This window comes from Desulfovibrio piger (assembly GCF_951793255.1).
In the GTDB taxonomy this organism is placed as follows: domain Bacteria; phylum Desulfobacterota; class Desulfovibrionia; order Desulfovibrionales; family Desulfovibrionaceae; genus Desulfovibrio.
This window is the reverse complement of the sequence record NZ_OX636706.1, coordinates 952,505-967,664: the sequence shown is the minus strand read 5'-3', so window position 1 is coordinate 967,664 and position 15,160 is coordinate 952,505. Positions and strand designations below refer to the sequence as shown.

Sequence of the window (15,160 nt, the reverse complement as noted above, 5' to 3'; positions counted from 1 at the left end):
CCATGCCGCAGGGCACCCGCCCCGGCCAGGATACCGGGCTTCCCCCGGGCGCTCGCGTCCGGCCTGCAACTTGCAAACCCTGTGCGGATTAAGTACATTGAGCGATTACGGATGCCGTGACATCCGCCGCCGCGCCCGGCGCGCGGCACAGCCACTGACCCGCAAGACCGGCGGGGCCCGCGGGCCTGCCGCCATCCCATCCACCTTTCCGCGTGCCGAGGCATCATGAACCCGCAAACCTACACAGCCCCGCAGGAACAGCAGGAGGCGCCGGCCTCCTTTGCCGCCATCCTGCCCCTGCTGCTCTTTTTGCTCATCTTCATCGGTACGGGCGTCAGCCTGAGCCTGGCCGGTGTGGACATGGCCTTCTACCAGCTCTCCGCCACGGTGGCCATCCTGCCCGCCATCGCCCTGGCCCTGATGCAGGGCCGGGCCCGCCTGTCCAAAAAGATCACCATCTTCCTCACCGGTGTGGGCGAGATCAACATCATCACCATGTGCATGATCTACCTGCTGGCGGGCGGTTTTGCCGCCACGGCCACGGCCATCGGCAGCGTGGATGCCACGGTGAACTTCGGCCTTTCGCTGGTGCCGCCGGCCTTCATCCTGCCCGGCCTGTTCCTCATCGGCGCCTTCGTGTCCACGGCCATGGGCACCAGCATGGGCACCGTGGCCGCCATCACGCCCATCGCCCTGGGCGTGGCCGCCCAGACAAGCATCGAAGTGCCCGTGCTCATGGGCGTGGTGCTGGGCGGGGCCATGTTCGGCGACAACCTGTCCATGATCTCGGACACCACCATCGCCGCCACCCGCACCCAGGGCTGCGAGATGGGCGACAAGTTCCGCATGAACTTCCTCATCGTCCTGCCCGCCGCCCTGCTCACCGTGGCCCTGCTCTGGTTCTCGGCCTCGGGCGGTACCGAAGTGACCCTGCACGACTTCGAGCTGATCCGCGTCCTGCCCTACATCGCCGTGCTGGTGCTGGCCCTGACCGGGCTCAACGCCTTCATCGTCCTGGCCACGGGCATTCTGCTCAGCGGTCTGGTGGGCCTGTTCTGCGGCATCCCCGGCGCGGACGGCCAGATCGTGCCCTACAGCCTGCTCCGCTGGGGGCAGGACATCTACAAGGGCTTCACCGGCATGAACGAGATCATGGTCCTGTCCATGCTCATCGGCGGCCTGGGCGAGCTCATCCGCTACCACGGCGGCATCGCCTGGCTGCTGGCCCGCGTGGACGGCCTGGCCCGCCGCCTGGCCGGGAAAAGCGGCGGCAAGGGCTCCTCGCGGGTGGGGGAATCCTGCATCGCCCTGCTGGCCAGCCTGGCCGACATCTGCACGGCCAACAACACCGTGGCCATCATCCTCACCGGCGGCCTGGCCCGCGAGATCGCCCTCAAGAACGGCATCGACCCGCGCCGCAGCGCCAGCCTTCTGGACATCTTTTCCTGTGTCTTCCAGGGCCTGATCCCCTGGGCCGCCCAGCTGCTGCTGGCCGGTTCCCTGGCCAAGATCTCGCCGCTGGAGATCACCATCAACAACTGGTACTGCATGCTGCTGGCCGTGGCCGGCATCCTGGCCATCATCCTGGGCCTGCCCCGCATCAAGGCCCGCAGCACGGAGGCGTGATATGGCAGGCAATTCCTTTGGGCGCATCCTGCGCCTCACCTCGTACGGCGAATCTCATGGGCCCGGTCTGGGCGGCGTGCTGGACGGCTGCCCCGCAGGCCTGCCCCTGAGCGAGGAAGACCTGCAGCGCGAGCTGGACCTGCGCAAGCCCGGACAGGGCGCCACGGCCACCAAACGCAAGGAATCCGATACCGTCCGCATCCTTTCCGGCGTGTTCCAGGGCCTGACCACCGGCACGCCCATCGCTTTCCACATCGCCAACGAGGACCAGCGCTCCCGCGATTACGGCAATCTGGCCCAGGTCTTCCGGCCCGGGCACGCGGACTGGGGCTTCTTCAAAAAGTTCCACGGCATCCGCGACTACCGCGGCGGCGGCCGCTCCTCCGGGCGCGAGACCGTGGCCCGTGTGGCGGCCGGGGCCATCGCCAAAAAGCTGCTGGCCACGCGCGGCATCCGGATCGTGGCCGGGGCCGTGGAGCTGGGCGGCATCGCCGTTCCCCCCGAAGCGTGCGATCCGGACGCGGCCCTGAGCCGTCCCTTCTTCGCCGCCGCCGACAGCGTGGTCCCGCTCTGGGAAGAGCGCGTCGCCGCGGCCCGTGCCGCCGGGGACACCCTGGGCGGCGTGGTGCAGGTGGTGGCCCGCAACGTGCCCGCCGGTCTGGGCGAGCCCTGCTTCGACAAGCTGGACGCCCGGCTGGCCTATGCCCTCATGGGCGTGGGCGCGGTCAAGGCCGTGGAAGTGGGCGAGGGCTTTGCCGCCGCGCGCCTCACCGGCTCGCAGAACAACGATCCCATGCTGCCCGGCGGCCGCTTTGCCGGCAACCATGCGGGCGGCATCCTGGGCGGCATCTCCAGCGGCCAGGACATCGTGCTGCGCGTGGGCGTCAAACCCATCGCCTCCATCGCGCAGGAACAGCAGACCATCGACGTCCACGACCAGCCCGCCAGCGTGCTCATCGGCGGCCGTCACGACCTTGCGGCCATCCCGCGCATCGTGCCCGTGCTCACGGCCATGACCGCTCTGGTGCTGGCCGACGCCCTGCTGCTGCAGGAGCGCATGGCCGTCCTGCCCGTGCCCGACGGCGTGGACTGGTTTTAGCAGTGTTTGTTGAGGGGGAAGGGGCCCTTTTTCCTGCGGTAAAAAGGTCTCCCTTCCCCTCGAACTCCCCCATCCCTCCAAAAACCGCTCTCCTGGTCTGCCATGTCTGACGATCTTCCCCTGCTGCGCGATCCCGATGCCGTGGAGCTCACCGGCACGCTGGAACGTGTGGTCTTCCACAACGAAGAGAACGGCTATACCGTGCTGCGCCTGCTGCCCGACAGGGCCCTGCCCGTGGAGGCCAAGGTCAAGGGCGCGCCCAGCCGCACGGTGAGCCGCGATCCCGTGACCTGCGTGGGCCACATGGTCAACCCGCAGGTGGGCGTCCGGTTGCAGGTCAGCGGCCGCTGGGTCAACAACGCGCGTTTCGGCCGCCAGCTGGCCTTCGACATGGCCGAGGAGATGCTGCCCGCCACCAGCGAGGGCATCCGCCTGTACCTGGCCTCGGGCCTCATCAAGGGCGTGGGCGAGGAGATGGCCGGGCGCATCGTGGCGGCCTTCGGCACGGACACCATCCGCGTGCTGGACGAAGAGCCCGAACGCCTGCTCAAGATCAAGGGCGTGGGCAAGAAGAGTTTCGAGAAGATCAAGGAAAGCTGGGCCGAGCACCGGGGCATCCGCGACCTGCTGCTCTTTTTGCAGCCCCACGGCATCACGCCCGCCTATGCCGTGCGCATCTACCGCGCCTACGGCGGCGAGGCCCTCAACGTGGTGCGCGAGAACCCCTACCGTCTGGCCATGGACATCCGGGGCATCGGCTTCGTGACGGCCGACGCCGCGGCCCGCAAGTTGGGCTTTGCCGAGGATCATCCCCTGCGCATCCAGGCGGGGTTGCTCTATGTGCTGCAGAAGGCCACGGACGACGGCAATGTCTTCCTTCCCGAGGAGGAGCTGCTGGATCAGGCCTGCCAGCAGCTGGCCGTGGACCGCGACCTGGCCCGGCAGGCCGTGCTGGCCCTGGAGCAGGAAGAGCGCGTGGTGCGCGAGAGCCTGGACGAGCTGCCCGGGCGCCTGCCCGCTGTCTTCCGCGAGGACGGCGAGGAGGCGGAAGCGCCGGAAGTGGCCGTCTACCTGCGCCGCTACCATCATTACGAATCCAAGACGGCCTTCTATCTGCACCGCCTGCTGCACTCGCCCAAGGCCGTGCGTTTCGCCGAGCCCGACGCCCTGGTGGAAAAGGTCACGGAATCCCTGTCCATCAGCCTGGCCCCGGAACAGCTGGAGGCCGTGCGCACCGCGGCGCGCAGCAAGGTCATGGTGCTCACCGGCGGCCCCGGCACGGGCAAGACCACCATCATCAACGCCATCATCCGCCTGTTCGCCGAGGTCAAGGCCAAGATCCTGCTGGCCGCGCCCACGGGCCGCGCCGCCAAGCGCATGAGCGAGACATCGGGCCGCGAGGCCCGCACCATCCACCGCCTGCTGGAATACAGCCCGCAGGAGGACGGCTTTGCCCGCAACGAGGACAACCCGCTGGCCTGCGGCCTGCTGGTGGTGGACGAGGCCTCCATGATGGACACCCTGCTCTTCTACCACCTGCTCAAGGCCGTGCCCATGGGCGCCACCGTGGTGCTGGTGGGCGACGTGCACCAGCTGCCCTCCGTGGGGCCGGGCAACGTGCTGGCCGACATCATCGCCTCCGGGGCGGTGCCCGTGGTGGAGCTGACCGAGATCTTCCGCCAGTCGGCGGAAAGCGAGATCATCTGCAACGCCCACCTCATCAACAAGGGGCAGGTGCCCTCGCTGGAATCCAGCAAGGACAGGCTCTCGGATTTCTATTTCATCCACCAGAACGACCCGGAACGCGCCGCCGACATGGTGGTGGATCTGGTGCGCAACCACATCCCGCGCCGCTTCGGCCTGGACCCGGTCAACGACATCCAGGTGCTCACGCCCATGCACAAGGGCGCCGTGGGCGCGGCGCAGCTCAATCTGCGCCTGCAGGCCAGCCTCAACCCCAACGGGCTGGAAGTGCGGCGCGGCGAACGCAGCTTCCGCCTGCACGACAAGGTCATGCAGATCCGCAACAACTACGACAAGGACGTCTTCAACGGCGACGTGGGCCGCATCGTCTTTCTGGACGGCAAGGAGCGGACCCTGAGCGTGCGCTACGACGACCGCGTGGTGCCCTATGACTTCGAGGAGCTGGACGAACTGACGCCCGCCTACGCCATCTCCATCCACAAATCGCAGGGCTCGGAATACCCTGCCGTGGTCATCCCGCTGATGATGCAGCATTACGTGCTGCTGCAGCGCAACCTGGTCTATACCGGCGTCACGCGCGGCAAAAAGCTGGTGGTGCTGGTGGGCGAGAGCCGCGCCCTGCACATGGCCGTCAAGAACAACAAGACCCGCACCCGCCACACCCGCCTTGCCCTGCGTCTGCAACCGTTGACATAGCCCGCCATCCGGTTTAGGAGGCAATAATCCTTATCTGCAAAGTAAGGAATTTCGCCACTCCTGCGCCGGATGACCGGCCGGATCAAAGGTACTGCATGACGCCAAAAAATTATGACCTGACCTTCCACTATTTCAGGGCCTTCGCCATCGTCTCCGTCATGCTCACCCACATGTGGGTGGGCCCCGTCCTCGCGGGCAGCGAGGACGCCGCCAAGCTCCAGGACAGCCTGCGGCTGTGTCTTTTCCACTCCGCCACCATCTACTTCGTCTTCATCTCCGGCTATCTGTTCGACTTCGTGAACCGCAGGAAAGGCCAGTTCCCCCCCTTGCGCTTCTACAAGTCCAAGATCGTCAACGTCTTCTGTCCCTACTTCATCCTGTCGCTGCTCCTGCTGGCCGCGGGCTGGATCTCCCACCACTGGTTCGGCTACGACATCCCCTTCATCAACGACGGCACGCCCGTGGCCTCCCTGTGGGACGTCCTGCGCTGTCTGGCCTACGGGTCGGCCAGTCTGGTGCCCTACTGGTACATCCCCTTCATCATGACCGTGTTCAGCGTCGGACCGCTCATCTTCCACCTGCCCACCGGGCTGCTGCAAAAGATCCTGCTCCCGGCCTCCGTCCTGCCCCTGATGGTGCCGCGCCTGCTGGTCTCGCCCTTGCGCAACCTCTGCTTCTTCGTGCCCATCTTCCTCATGGGCGTGTACTGCGCCCGCAACCGTGACGCCTGTATGGCCTTCATCCGCCGCCACCTCAGCGCCATCCGCGTGACGGCCGTGCTGACCTCCCTGCTCATCGTGGCCGACCATTACTTCGGCAGCTTCATGCCCAACATCGAAGGGGCCTACTATGTGCAGAAACTCTGTATCGGCTCCTGGGTGCTGGAACTGCTGGAAGGCATGGACAGGGAAGTGCTGGCCCTGGACTTCCTGGCCCGCTACAGCTTCCCGCTCTTCTTCCTGCATGCCATCTTCCAGGGCATCTTCCAGGCGCCCCTGTTCCAGGTGCTCGGCGCCGCGCTGCCCGGACAGGTCTTCACCATCGCCAACCTCACCGTGACCGTGGAGATAGCCCTTTGCATCCTCTGCATCCTGGGCATCAAGAAGGTCATGGGCAAACGCTCGCGCTATCTCATCGGCGGCTAGGCCAAAGGAAAGCCTGCCGCGGGCTCAGCACTGACAGTGCTGGAGGATGCCGCCGGCAATGACGGGACCGGGGCCGCCGGAAAGGCGGTGCCGGTCTTTTTTTTTCGGCAGGGAACACGCTGGCGACACACAAAAAAAGGGGGACATGGTCCCCCATCGATGTTTCGTGTCACGCCGGTCGCCTGTTGTGGAGCTGTCCCCGCATCCCTGCGGCGGGCTCATGCCGGGTTTCTCCTTTCCTGAAGATGCGGGTAAGGAGCCGTGGAAAGCCGCCCGCCCGGACAGCGCCTTCCGGGTGGTGCAGGGCCCGTCCCCGTTTGCGCGCAGTCCCGGCAGACGGCAGCGGAGCAAGGGATTCCCTCCCCTTCAAAAACACGCCCCGCCCAAGGGCGAAAAATACAAAATCAACAATTTATTTCAATTAGATAGACAACATCCGAACATCTCTCCAGTGAAGGGCCTGCCGCAGGTCCAGCGCTCATCTGAAAAAGCGCGCCGGGGAAAGGATGGGAGCGTGGGGGAATAGGCCCCTCGCGCACGGGCGACGGCCGGAGGCGGCTGCAGACCTTAGCCGTGAGCGACGAAGGCGCTTTACGGGCATCGGCAGCAGCGATGAGGGCTTTCCCTTCCCCCAGCAAATACGGCGAGCGTTCCCCCTAGCAGGCCTGGGCCCAGCCCGCCGGGAACACGTCCAGCGGCATGGGGCGGCACAGGTCGCAGGCAGGCTGCAACCAGTGCAGGACCACACGCCCTTTGCGCCGCAAACGCAGGGGCGGCAGGCACAGCAGCCCGGCCCTGTCTGCCAGGGCGTTGAGCTCGTCCACCGTATGCCCGGCCGGTGCGGGGCGGCCGTTTTCCCGTCCATCCGCGCACACCAGCACGCACTGGCCGCCGGGACGCAGCAGACGCCGGATCTCGCGCAGGCAGGCGGACAGATCGCCTGCCCAGAACGCGGGCTCGAACGCGGTGATGACGTGGAACATCTCCGCCGGGAACGGCAGGGCGGGGAACGCGCCCCGGCAAATGCGGATCCTGCCCCGGGCCACGTCATGGCGGTTGCGCACCGTGGCGGCCGATACCGCCGCAGCGGTGGCGGCCACGCCGTAGACGGCCCCCGAATACAGGGCAAGCTGGGCCAGGGCACGGCCGCCACCGCCCAGATCGAGGACCACGTCGCGCACCCGCAGCCGCAGGGAACGCACGACCTCCCGCTGCACGGCAGCCTGCCCGTTCTGCTTCAGGTACAGGGTAAAACGCCCCCAGACGTCCCCGGGGCGGATGATATGCTGCCAGATATCCATGCTTTGCTCCTTGCATGCGGCCGCCCCCAGAAAAAACTTGCCTTGCATGCCCTTCCCGTATATCTTAATTGAAAATGAAATTCAATTTATTTAAAAGGACCCCTGCATGAGACCCAGCCACGTCTGTGAGGCATTGCATCATCTGGTGCGCATCCGGCAACCCGTGTTCCTCTGGGGGCCGCCCGGTGTAGGCAAGAGCCGGCTGGTGGCCGACGTGGCCCGCCGCCAGGGCCGCAAGCTCTACGACCTGCGCGCCGTGCTGCTGGACCCGGTGGACCTGCGCGGACTGCCCCGCATCAGCGATGAGGGCATCACCTCCTGGTGCGTGCCGGAATTCCTGCCCCATCCGCAGGACACGGAGGAAGGCATCCTCTTCCTGGACGAACTCAACGCCGCGCCCCCTCTGGTACAGGCCGCCTGCTACCAGCTCATCCTCGACCGGCGCGTGGGCCAGTACCGCCTGCCCGACGGCTGGGCCGTGGTGGCCGCGGGCAACCGCGAGAGCGACCGGGCCGTGACCTACCGCATGCCTTCGGCCCTGGCCAACCGCATGGTGCATCTGGATGTGGAATGCCATATCGACGACTGGCTGGACTGGGCCCGTGACAACGGCATCCGCGAGGAGATCCAGGCCTTTTTGCGCTTCCGGCCGCGCCTGCTGCATGATTTCGATCCCCGTTCGTCGGACAGGGCCTTCGCCTCGCCGCGCTCCTGGGAGTTCGCCTCCCGCATCCTCGATGCCGCCCCGGACGGCCCGCTGGAAGAAGAGCTGCTGGCCGGGACCATAGGTCAGGCGGCCGCGGCGGAACTGAGCGGCTTTTTGCGGGAATGGCGCCACCTGCCCAGTGTGGAGAGCGTCCTCAGCGATCCCGAAGAAGCCCCCGTACCTGCCGACCCGGCCTCCCTTTACGCCCTGTGCGAGGCCCTGGCCCTGCGCACCGCGCCCGCCACCATGGAAGCCCTGGCCGCCTATGCCGGACGCCTGCCCGCCGAGTTCGGCGTGCTGCTCATGCGCGATGCCGTCCGGCAGGATCCCGCCGTGGTGGAAAGCGAGCCCTTTGCCCGCTGGGCCCGCGACAATGCCGAGGTCCTGATGTGAACAGGGACGATCTTCCTGCCCTGCCCCGTGCACCCCTCTCCCGGGGCGTGCGTGTCCCCTCCTCCGTCAGCCGCCGGGTTCCCGCCCCCGCGGCCAAAGACACCCGCTCCACACCAGACGCCGCGGTATGCCCGCCTTCCCCGGAAACGCCCGGGACGACACGGCAGGATCCCCGGCCGGAGCGCCCGTCCGCGTCACAGGGCATGCGCCACAGCCCTGCGGCGGACGTTCCGGCCCCCCCTCTGGAGCAGCGCGCCCTCACAGCCATGATCCGGGCCCGGGCGGACCTGGTGCTCCGGCAGCCCTTTTTCGGCTCCCTGGCCCTGCATCTGGCCCTGAAGCCGGACAGCACCTGCCGCCACCTCTGGACCGACGGCCGCACGCTGGGCTTCAATCCTGTCTGGGCGGCCACCCTGCCCCACGAGCGGCTGGTGGGGGCCCAGGCCCACGAAGTCATGCATCTGGCCTGCGCCCATCATGTCCGGCGCAACGGGCGCGATGCCCGGATCTGGAACGAGGCCTGCGACGTGGTGGTGGACGCCCTGCTGCTCGGTGCCGGCTTCCGGCTGCCGCAGGGCCATCTGGAACATCCCGAGTATGCGGGACTCAGCGTGGACGAGGTCTACAGCCGTCTTGCCTCCCTGCAGGACACGCCCCTGCACGGCGGCGCGCAACAGCAGGCCGCCGGACGCAGCCCCCGGGAAAAGGGCTCCGACCAGCAGAGACATGACGGCCGGGAGCGGCAGGACGCCCCCGCGGCCGCGCCCTCCCGTGCAGGAGAGACTGACGAGGCAGCCGCCCCGGAAGCCGCGGGCACCGCCCGCCCTGCCGGGGACAAGCCGGAAAGGGAGCAGCCTGTCCCGTATTTTTCCGGTGAGGTCCGTGACCATCCCCTGCTGGAAGACGGCCAGGGAGACGCGCGCCGCAAGGCGGAACAGGAGGCCGAGCTGCGTCTGGAGCAGGCCCTGCAACGGGCGCGGCACATGGGCCGCGAGCCCGCGGGCTTCAGCCGCCTGTTGCGCGGCGGTCGCCACGATGGCGGCACGGACTGGCGCGGCCTGTTGCGCCGCTTTCTGGAGAACTGCGCCCTCAACGACTACACCTGGAGCGCGCCCAACCGGCGTTACCTGCATCACGGCATCTACCTGCCCGGACGGCAGGAGCAGCGCATCCCGCAGCTGGCCGTGGCCGTGGACTGTTCGGGCTCGGTGGACGATGCCGCCCTTTCCCTGTTCTGCGAGGAGCTGTCGTCCATCCTCGCCGCCTACGAGACGGAGCTGGTGGTCATCTTCCACGACAGCCGCGTGCAGGTCGTGCAGACCTTCCGGCGGCAGGACCTGCCCCTGCATCTGGCCCCCGTGGGCGGCGGCGGTACGGACTTCAGGCCCGTGGGCCGCTGGCTGGACGACAACGGCCTGCGCCCGGCCTGTCTGCTCTGGTTCACGGATCTGGAATGTTCGTCCTTTCCCGACGAGCCCGCCTGCCCCCTGCTCTGGGCCGTCTGGGGACAGGGAGGGGAACAGCCCCCCTTCGGCGAGCTGCTGCGCCTGCCCGCCGGAGCCTGACCATCAAGGAGCCTGTATGCGGATCACCTGGAAAATAGAAAAAAAGCGCGGCAACCTGCGCCCTGTCCTGACCTATACCGTCACCCTGGAAGACTTCGAACGCCAGCTGGCCACGCCGCCGCTGAGCATCACCTCGCTCATCCCCGAACCGCCGGAATCCTGGCAGGAACACTGCTGGCCCGGGCAGCACGAACGGGCCGGACAGGACGATGCAGGCGAGCGGCCCTGCTACCAGCTCTCCATCCCGTCCCACAAGGGACGGCACGGCAGCCAGAGCCTGCGCCTGCCCTGGCGTGAGGACAACAGCTATCCCGAAGTGGAGGCCTCCTTCCGCCTGCTGCGCGAAGCCTTTGCCAGCGAACTGGAACGGGCCGGAGCCAGCCGCCCCATGCATGAGGAAAACAGCCTGGAGCTGGGCGGTACGGCCCTGCGCTCCGTGGCTCCGGCCATCCTCGGCCAGCGTTTCCTGGAAGCCGTGGGCAAGGCCTAGGCCTGCCCGGGATCTTTCTTCTTTTGCCCTTCCTCCAGCCTGCCTGCCGGATCGCGATGCCCCCGGATCACCGGACAGCTTGCGCTCCGGCAGGAAATCATGGAACAATCCGCCATCGCGAACCATGAAGCCGCAGGACATGACATGGCCAGGAATAAGGAAGGCAAGCAGCCCCTGTGCCCGCTCGAATACGGGCTGGACATCTTCAACGGGAAATGGAAGACCCGCATCATCTGCCTGCTGGGTGCCAGCGGCACCTTGCGCTACAAGGAGATCAGGGACAACCTCGACGGCCTGACGGACGCCGTACTTGCCGCCACCCTCAGGGACATGGTGAACGACCGGATCGTGGACAGGCGCCAGTACAACGAGATACCGCCGCGCGTCGAATACTCCCTGAGCGAAAAGGGCGCCTCCGCCCACAAGATACTGCGCAGCATCTGCTGCTGGGCCGTGCGCTACTGCCCCCTGCCGGAAGAATCCCTGCCCCCCTGCAAAAAGGTCGGGGGCTGCCCTCTGTAAAAAAACAGGGGCGGTCTCCCGCCCCTTTCCGCATCTGCCCGTTTCCGGGCTTCTTCTAAAAGATGTATTCGTTCTCCCGCCGAGCCTTTAGGTGCCGGCTGAAATCCCGCGCGAAATCGAGGTAGCTTTCCACATCCATGTGCTTGGCCCCCGCAGGACAGCTGCGGATGCAGCGGAAGCAGGAAAGGCAGCGCGTGCCGTCGATGCTGCGATGGTCGGCCGCGATGGCCTGCACAGGGCACAGGGAGGCGCACAGGCCGCAGTCCGTACAGGCCTCGGAGGTCAGCGGCACGAAGCCCACGCCCCTGCCCTCTCCCCGGTACGGACGCTGCCCCTTGATGGCCAGCGCCACGGGCGAGGCAAGATCGCCCTGCCTGGCTGCCAGCAGCTGCTGCACGAAGCGGCGGTTCTCGGCGGCATCCCCGGCATCGGGACGCCCCACCTGGATCTCCCCGAAGGTATGCTGCCCCACCAGCGCCGCTGCGCCCTGGACGATGAAGCCCTGACGCTGCACGATGTCCTGCAGCTCCAGCAGGGAATCGTCATAGTCACGGTTGCCGTAGGTGATGCTGATGATGCAGGGGGTCCGGTGGCCGTGCACCTGCTCCAGACGCCCGGCGGCCACTCCCGGCACCCTGCCGTTATAGCAGGGCACCGAGAACACGACGACGTCCCCGGGACCGAAATCCCCGGCAACGGCGCCACAGGTGATGTCCAGCTCGGCAAAACCTTCAGGAGCCAGGGCCGCGGCAAGGCTGAGCGCGGAGCGCTTGCTGCCGCCGGTGGGAGAAAAGTACAGGGCTGTGACGTTCATGGATGTCTCCTTTGCATGATTTTGCGGCAGCATAGCCCGTAACCACGGCATCCCCCAACAAAATCAGCCGGCCATGAGCCACTATGCCCCGGCAAAGCGACCCCGGAACAACGTCCCCGCCCTGCGGCAGGACGGCCTGAGCCCTGTCGGCTCAAGTCCTCACAGCGCGTCCCCGGCCGCAGCGTCTTCGGTGAGCATGTCGCGCAGGCGGCGTGCGGCCAGGCTCAGGGTATGGCCGTCGTATTCCAGCAGGCTGATGCTGCGCGACGGCAGCTCCTCCGCGAGCCGCAGGGCGAACACCTCCCCGGCGGCCAGGGCCTCTCTGGCGGCCACTTCCGGCAAAAAACCGATGCCCAGGCCGTGCCGGGCCAGATCCAGCACCAGCCCCGTAGTGTCCGGCTCCATGGCCGGGGCAAAGTCCACGCCCCGCGTCTTGCACATGCTCTCCAGGAATTCGAAGGTGAGGCTGCCCTGCTTGTGACAGATGAAGGGGTGCCGCATCACTTCATCCAGGGGCACGTCCCTGCCGCGCAGCTGCCCGAAGGCCGACGAAGCCACGAAGACGTCCCGCAGCGGGCACAGGCGCGTCTCCTTCAGGGCCCGGAAACCGCCGCCGGGCACGGCGGCCACGGCAAAATCGATGGCCCCGGACTTGAGTTCATCGATGGCCTGCCGGGACGTACCGCCGAACAGCCGGAGCCGCACCCCCGGATACAGGGCATGGAAGCGGTCCAGCCGCGGCAGCAGCCAGTGGCGCAGGGCCGTCTCGCTGGCCCCCAGGGCGATGCTGCCCGATTGCAGGCCCACGGCCTGCTCCAGCTCTTCCCGGCCCCGGCGGAACTGCTCGCAGCCCGCCTCCACATGGGCGTAGAACATGCGGCCTTCGGGCGTGAGCTCCACGCCGCGACGGTTGCGGATGAACAGACGGCAGCCCAGCTCGCGCTCCAGGGCCGCCATGGAGCGCGATACCGCGGGCTGGCTGGTGAACAGCATGGCCGCCGCCCGGCTGAAGTTGCGGCAGCGCGCCACCTGGTAGAATATCCGGCAAAGCTCCCAGTTCAGCTCCATGCGCTCTCCTGTTATGCATTTTTGATATATCTACGATATCAACTAAGCATTTTACCGTATCAGGGCCCCTTGCTATAGGCAAGCGCAGCACTTCTCCAGCAACAGATTTCCAACCAGGGACCTTGAACGATGAACCGCGGATACATTTTCATCTTTCTTGCCACCGTGTTCTTCAGCTCCATGGAAGTGGCCCTGAAGACCGTGGCCCATGATTTCAACCCCATGCAGCTCAACTGCACCCGCTTCCTCGTGGGTGGCCTGCTGCTCATCCCCTTTGCCCTGCGCGGCCTGCGCCAGCACGGGGCACGGGTCACCGCCGCCGCATGGAAAGGTTTTGCCTGGCTCGGCTTCGTGGGCCTGGTGGTGAGCATGATGTTCTACCAGATGTCCATCCTTTACGCCCCGGCCTCGGTGGTCAGCGTGCTGTTCAGCTGCAACCCCGTGCTGGTGCTGGCCTTCGCCTATCTCATCCTGCGTGCCGACATCCGGCCCCAGCACATCACCGCCCTGGTCATGGAAGTGGCGGCCGCCCTCATCATCATCGACCCGCTGCACACCACGCTCGATCCCGTGGGCATCACGCTGGTGCTGCTCTCGGCCGCCACCTTCGCCCTTTATGCCGTGCTGGGCAAAAAGCAGTGCGCCCAGTACTCCGGCGTGGCCGTCACCTGCTTCAGCTGCCTGGCCGCCAGCGCCGAGATGATCGTCCTCATGCTCATCAGCCACATCCCCGCCGTGGCCGATGCCCTGCAGGCCGCCGGTCTGCCCATGTTCGCCGCCATGCCCTTCTTCAGCGGCTATACCACGGGCAACCTCCTCAACGTGCTCTATATCTGCGTTTTCGTCACCGCGGGCGGCTATGCCTGCTACTTCATGGGCATGGAAGCCACCTCCGCCATGCAGGGCTCGCTGGTCTTCTTCTTCAAGCCCGTGCTGGCGCCCATCCTGGCCATGCTGATCCTTGGCGAGGAGATCCCCTGGAACATGTGGGCCGGTATCGGCCTCATGCTCGTGGCCTCCGAGGTCTCCATGATCCCCACCTGGGAAACGCTCCTGTCCGTGCGCCCCTTCATCATCGACCGCATCCTTCACCGCCGGCATTGATCCGGCGGGGGCGCCCCTCCTCCGTCCCCCGCCGGTATCCGGCCCGGATAAAACCGGGCATAAAAAAAGGACGCTGTACAGCGTCCTTTTTTTCATACTTGCCCGGCCGGCCGCCGGCAGCTTTCTTTCCTGGTATTCATCAACTCCAGCCGGCGACCACGGCAAGCCCTGTCCTGGGACAGGAAAAGAGGATCAGACGGCTGGGGCTCAGGCCCGGCCTTCCTGCCGTTCACGCCAGCGCACGATGTCCGCCACGGCCAGCAGGGGCAGGTCGTTGGCACGGGCAAAGTCCGCCACCTGCGGCAGACGCGCCATGGTGCCGTCATCGTTGGTCAGCTCGCACAGCACACCGCAGGGCGGCAGGCCCGCCAGGGACATCAGGTCCACGGTGGCCTCGGTATGGCCGCGCCGTTCCAGCACGCCGCCGGGACGGGCCCGCAGCGGGAACACATGGCCGGGATGGCGCAGGTCCTCGGGACGCGCGCCCTCGGCCACGGCGGCCTTGACGGTGGTCACCCTGTCGGCGGCGGAAACGCCGGTGGTCACGCCCTCGGCGGCCTCGATGGAGATGGTGAAAGCGGTCTGCTGGGTATTGGTGTTGTGGGCCACCATGGGCGGCAGGCCCAGGCGGGTGGCGCGCTCGTCGGTAAGGCACAGGCACACGATGCCGCTGCAATGGCGGATGAGGCGGGCCATCTGCGCATCGGTCAGGCTGTGGGCGGGATAGATGAGGTCGCCTTCGTTCTCGCGATCCTCGTCGTCCACCACCAGGACGCCCCTGCCCGCACGCACGGATGCCAGGGCGCGTTCCATACGCGTTTCCCAATCACCAAAAGAAGCCAGGATATCGGGGGACTGATGCATCATCGTCTCCTTGATCGGCCCGGACGGACCGGAAGATGTGCATCAGGGCACGGCTGCCGTGCG

General features: G+C 66.9%; 13 protein-coding genes. 9 read left to right on the top strand and 4 right to left on the bottom strand.

From position 1 onward, the window contains the following. Nucleotides 1-225: 225 nt before the first annotated feature. The 4 genes from Q4I12_RS04485 (at nt 226) to Q4I12_RS04470 (ending at nt 6,270) form a co-directional block, all read left to right on the top strand. Complete coding sequence (locus Q4I12_RS04485; RefSeq protein WP_204674167.1) at nt 226-1,626, top strand: Na+/H+ antiporter NhaC family protein; 1,401 nt, start codon at nt 226-228, stop codon at nt 1,624-1,626. Nucleotide 1,627: 1 nt separating this feature from the next. Further along, nucleotides 1,628-2,725 (top strand): chorismate synthase, encoded by a 1,098-nt coding sequence (gene aroC, locus Q4I12_RS04480; protein WP_302260738.1) that lies wholly within the window; start codon nt 1,628-1,630, stop codon nt 2,723-2,725. Between the two features lie 102 nt (nt 2,726-2,827). After that, entirely contained in the window at nt 2,828-5,125 is a 2,298-nt protein-coding gene (gene recD2 / locus Q4I12_RS04475) for an SF1B family DNA helicase RecD2 (RefSeq protein WP_297158585.1), read from the top strand. Nucleotides 5,126-5,220: 95 nt separating this feature from the next. Further along, nucleotides 5,221-6,270 carry an acyltransferase family protein gene (locus Q4I12_RS04470; protein WP_302260737.1) on the top strand — a complete coding sequence of 350 codons (1,050 nt, stop codon included), beginning with the start codon at nt 5,221-5,223 and terminating at the stop codon, nt 6,268-6,270. 656 nt (nt 6,271-6,926) lie between these two features. On the opposite strand, the gene Q4I12_RS04465 is transcribed toward Q4I12_RS04470, so the two are convergent. Beyond that, nucleotides 6,927-7,571, bottom strand: a complete 645-nt coding sequence (locus Q4I12_RS04465; RefSeq protein ID WP_302260735.1) for a class I SAM-dependent methyltransferase — start codon at nt 7,569-7,571, stop codon at nt 6,927-6,929. Nucleotides 7,572-7,677: 106 nt separating this feature from the next. On the opposite strand from Q4I12_RS04465, the gene Q4I12_RS04460 reads away from it, so the two are divergent. The 4 genes from Q4I12_RS04460 to Q4I12_RS04445 all read left to right on the top strand — a co-directional run bounded on the left by Q4I12_RS04460 (nt 7,678) and on the right by Q4I12_RS04445 (nt 11,247). Continuing rightward, nucleotides 7,678-8,670 (top strand): ATP-binding protein, encoded by a 993-nt coding sequence (locus tag Q4I12_RS04460; RefSeq protein ID WP_168935335.1) that lies wholly within the window; start codon nt 7,678-7,680, stop codon nt 8,668-8,670. 203 nt (nt 8,671-8,873) lie between these two features. Then, complete coding sequence (locus Q4I12_RS04455; protein ID WP_302260732.1) at nt 8,874-10,235, top strand: vWA domain-containing protein; 1,362 nt, start codon at nt 8,874-8,876, stop codon at nt 10,233-10,235. Nucleotides 10,236-10,251: 16 nt separating this feature from the next. Beyond that, entirely contained in the window at nt 10,252-10,725 is a 474-nt protein-coding gene (locus Q4I12_RS04450; RefSeq protein ID WP_168935333.1) for a hypothetical protein, read from the top strand. A gap of 144 nt (nt 10,726-10,869) precedes the next feature. Further along, nucleotides 10,870-11,247, top strand: a complete 378-nt coding sequence (locus Q4I12_RS04445; protein WP_168935352.1) for a winged helix-turn-helix transcriptional regulator — start codon at nt 10,870-10,872, stop codon at nt 11,245-11,247. A 55-nt stretch (nt 11,248-11,302) separates the two neighbouring features. Here the strand turns inward: Q4I12_RS04445 and Q4I12_RS04440 are convergent, their stop codons facing one another. Then, nucleotides 11,303-12,061, bottom strand: a complete 759-nt coding sequence (locus Q4I12_RS04440; protein ID WP_302260731.1) for a 4Fe-4S dicluster domain-containing protein — start codon at nt 12,059-12,061, stop codon at nt 11,303-11,305. 159 nt (nt 12,062-12,220) lie between these two features. After that, nucleotides 12,221-13,129 (bottom strand): LysR family transcriptional regulator, encoded by a 909-nt coding sequence (locus Q4I12_RS04435; RefSeq protein WP_168935331.1) that lies wholly within the window; start codon nt 13,127-13,129, stop codon nt 12,221-12,223. Nucleotides 13,130-13,258: 129 nt separating this feature from the next. Between Q4I12_RS04435 and Q4I12_RS04430 the strand changes: the two genes are divergently transcribed. Then, nucleotides 13,259-14,233 (top strand): DMT family transporter, encoded by a 975-nt coding sequence (locus tag Q4I12_RS04430; RefSeq protein ID WP_204625853.1) that lies wholly within the window; start codon nt 13,259-13,261, stop codon nt 14,231-14,233. A gap of 207 nt (nt 14,234-14,440) precedes the next feature. Here Q4I12_RS04430 and ribB read toward each other — a convergent pair whose 3' ends face one another. After that, nucleotides 14,441-15,097, bottom strand: coding sequence for a 3,4-dihydroxy-2-butanone-4-phosphate synthase (gene ribB / locus Q4I12_RS04425; RefSeq protein ID WP_168935351.1), 657 nt, complete (start codon nt 15,095-15,097; stop codon nt 14,441-14,443). Nucleotides 15,098-15,160: the final 63 nt, after the last annotated feature.

Excerpts from the sequence above, each read along its gene's own strand:
- Q4I12_RS04485 (WP_204674167.1), top strand. The coding sequence starts at position 226 with ATGAACCCGCAAACCTACACAGCCCCGCAGGAACAGCAGGAGGCGCCG.
- aroC (WP_302260738.1), top strand. The coding sequence starts at position 1,628 with ATGGCAGGCAATTCCTTTGGGCGCATCCTGCGCCTCACCTCGTACGGC.
- recD2 (WP_297158585.1), top strand. The coding sequence starts at position 2,828 with ATGTCTGACGATCTTCCCCTGCTGCGCGATCCCGATGCCGTGGAGCTC.
- Q4I12_RS04470 (WP_302260737.1), top strand. The coding sequence starts at position 5,221 with ATGACGCCAAAAAATTATGACCTGACCTTCCACTATTTCAGGGCCTTC.
- Q4I12_RS04465 (WP_302260735.1), bottom strand. The coding sequence starts at position 7,571 with ATGGATATCTGGCAGCATATCATCCGCCCCGGGGACGTCTGGGGGCGT.
- Q4I12_RS04460 (WP_168935335.1), top strand. The coding sequence starts at position 7,678 with ATGAGACCCAGCCACGTCTGTGAGGCATTGCATCATCTGGTGCGCATC.
- Q4I12_RS04455 (WP_302260732.1), top strand. The coding sequence starts at position 8,874 with ATGCGCCACAGCCCTGCGGCGGACGTTCCGGCCCCCCCTCTGGAGCAG.
- Q4I12_RS04450 (WP_168935333.1), top strand. The coding sequence starts at position 10,252 with ATGCGGATCACCTGGAAAATAGAAAAAAAGCGCGGCAACCTGCGCCCT.
- Q4I12_RS04445 (WP_168935352.1), top strand. The coding sequence starts at position 10,870 with ATGGCCAGGAATAAGGAAGGCAAGCAGCCCCTGTGCCCGCTCGAATAC.
- Q4I12_RS04440 (WP_302260731.1), bottom strand. The coding sequence starts at position 12,061 with ATGAACGTCACAGCCCTGTACTTTTCTCCCACCGGCGGCAGCAAGCGC.
- Q4I12_RS04435 (WP_168935331.1), bottom strand. The coding sequence starts at position 13,129 with ATGGAGCTGAACTGGGAGCTTTGCCGGATATTCTACCAGGTGGCGCGC.
- Q4I12_RS04430 (WP_204625853.1), top strand. The coding sequence starts at position 13,259 with ATGAACCGCGGATACATTTTCATCTTTCTTGCCACCGTGTTCTTCAGC.
- ribB (WP_168935351.1), bottom strand. The coding sequence starts at position 15,097 with ATGCATCAGTCCCCCGATATCCTGGCTTCTTTTGGTGATTGGGAAACG.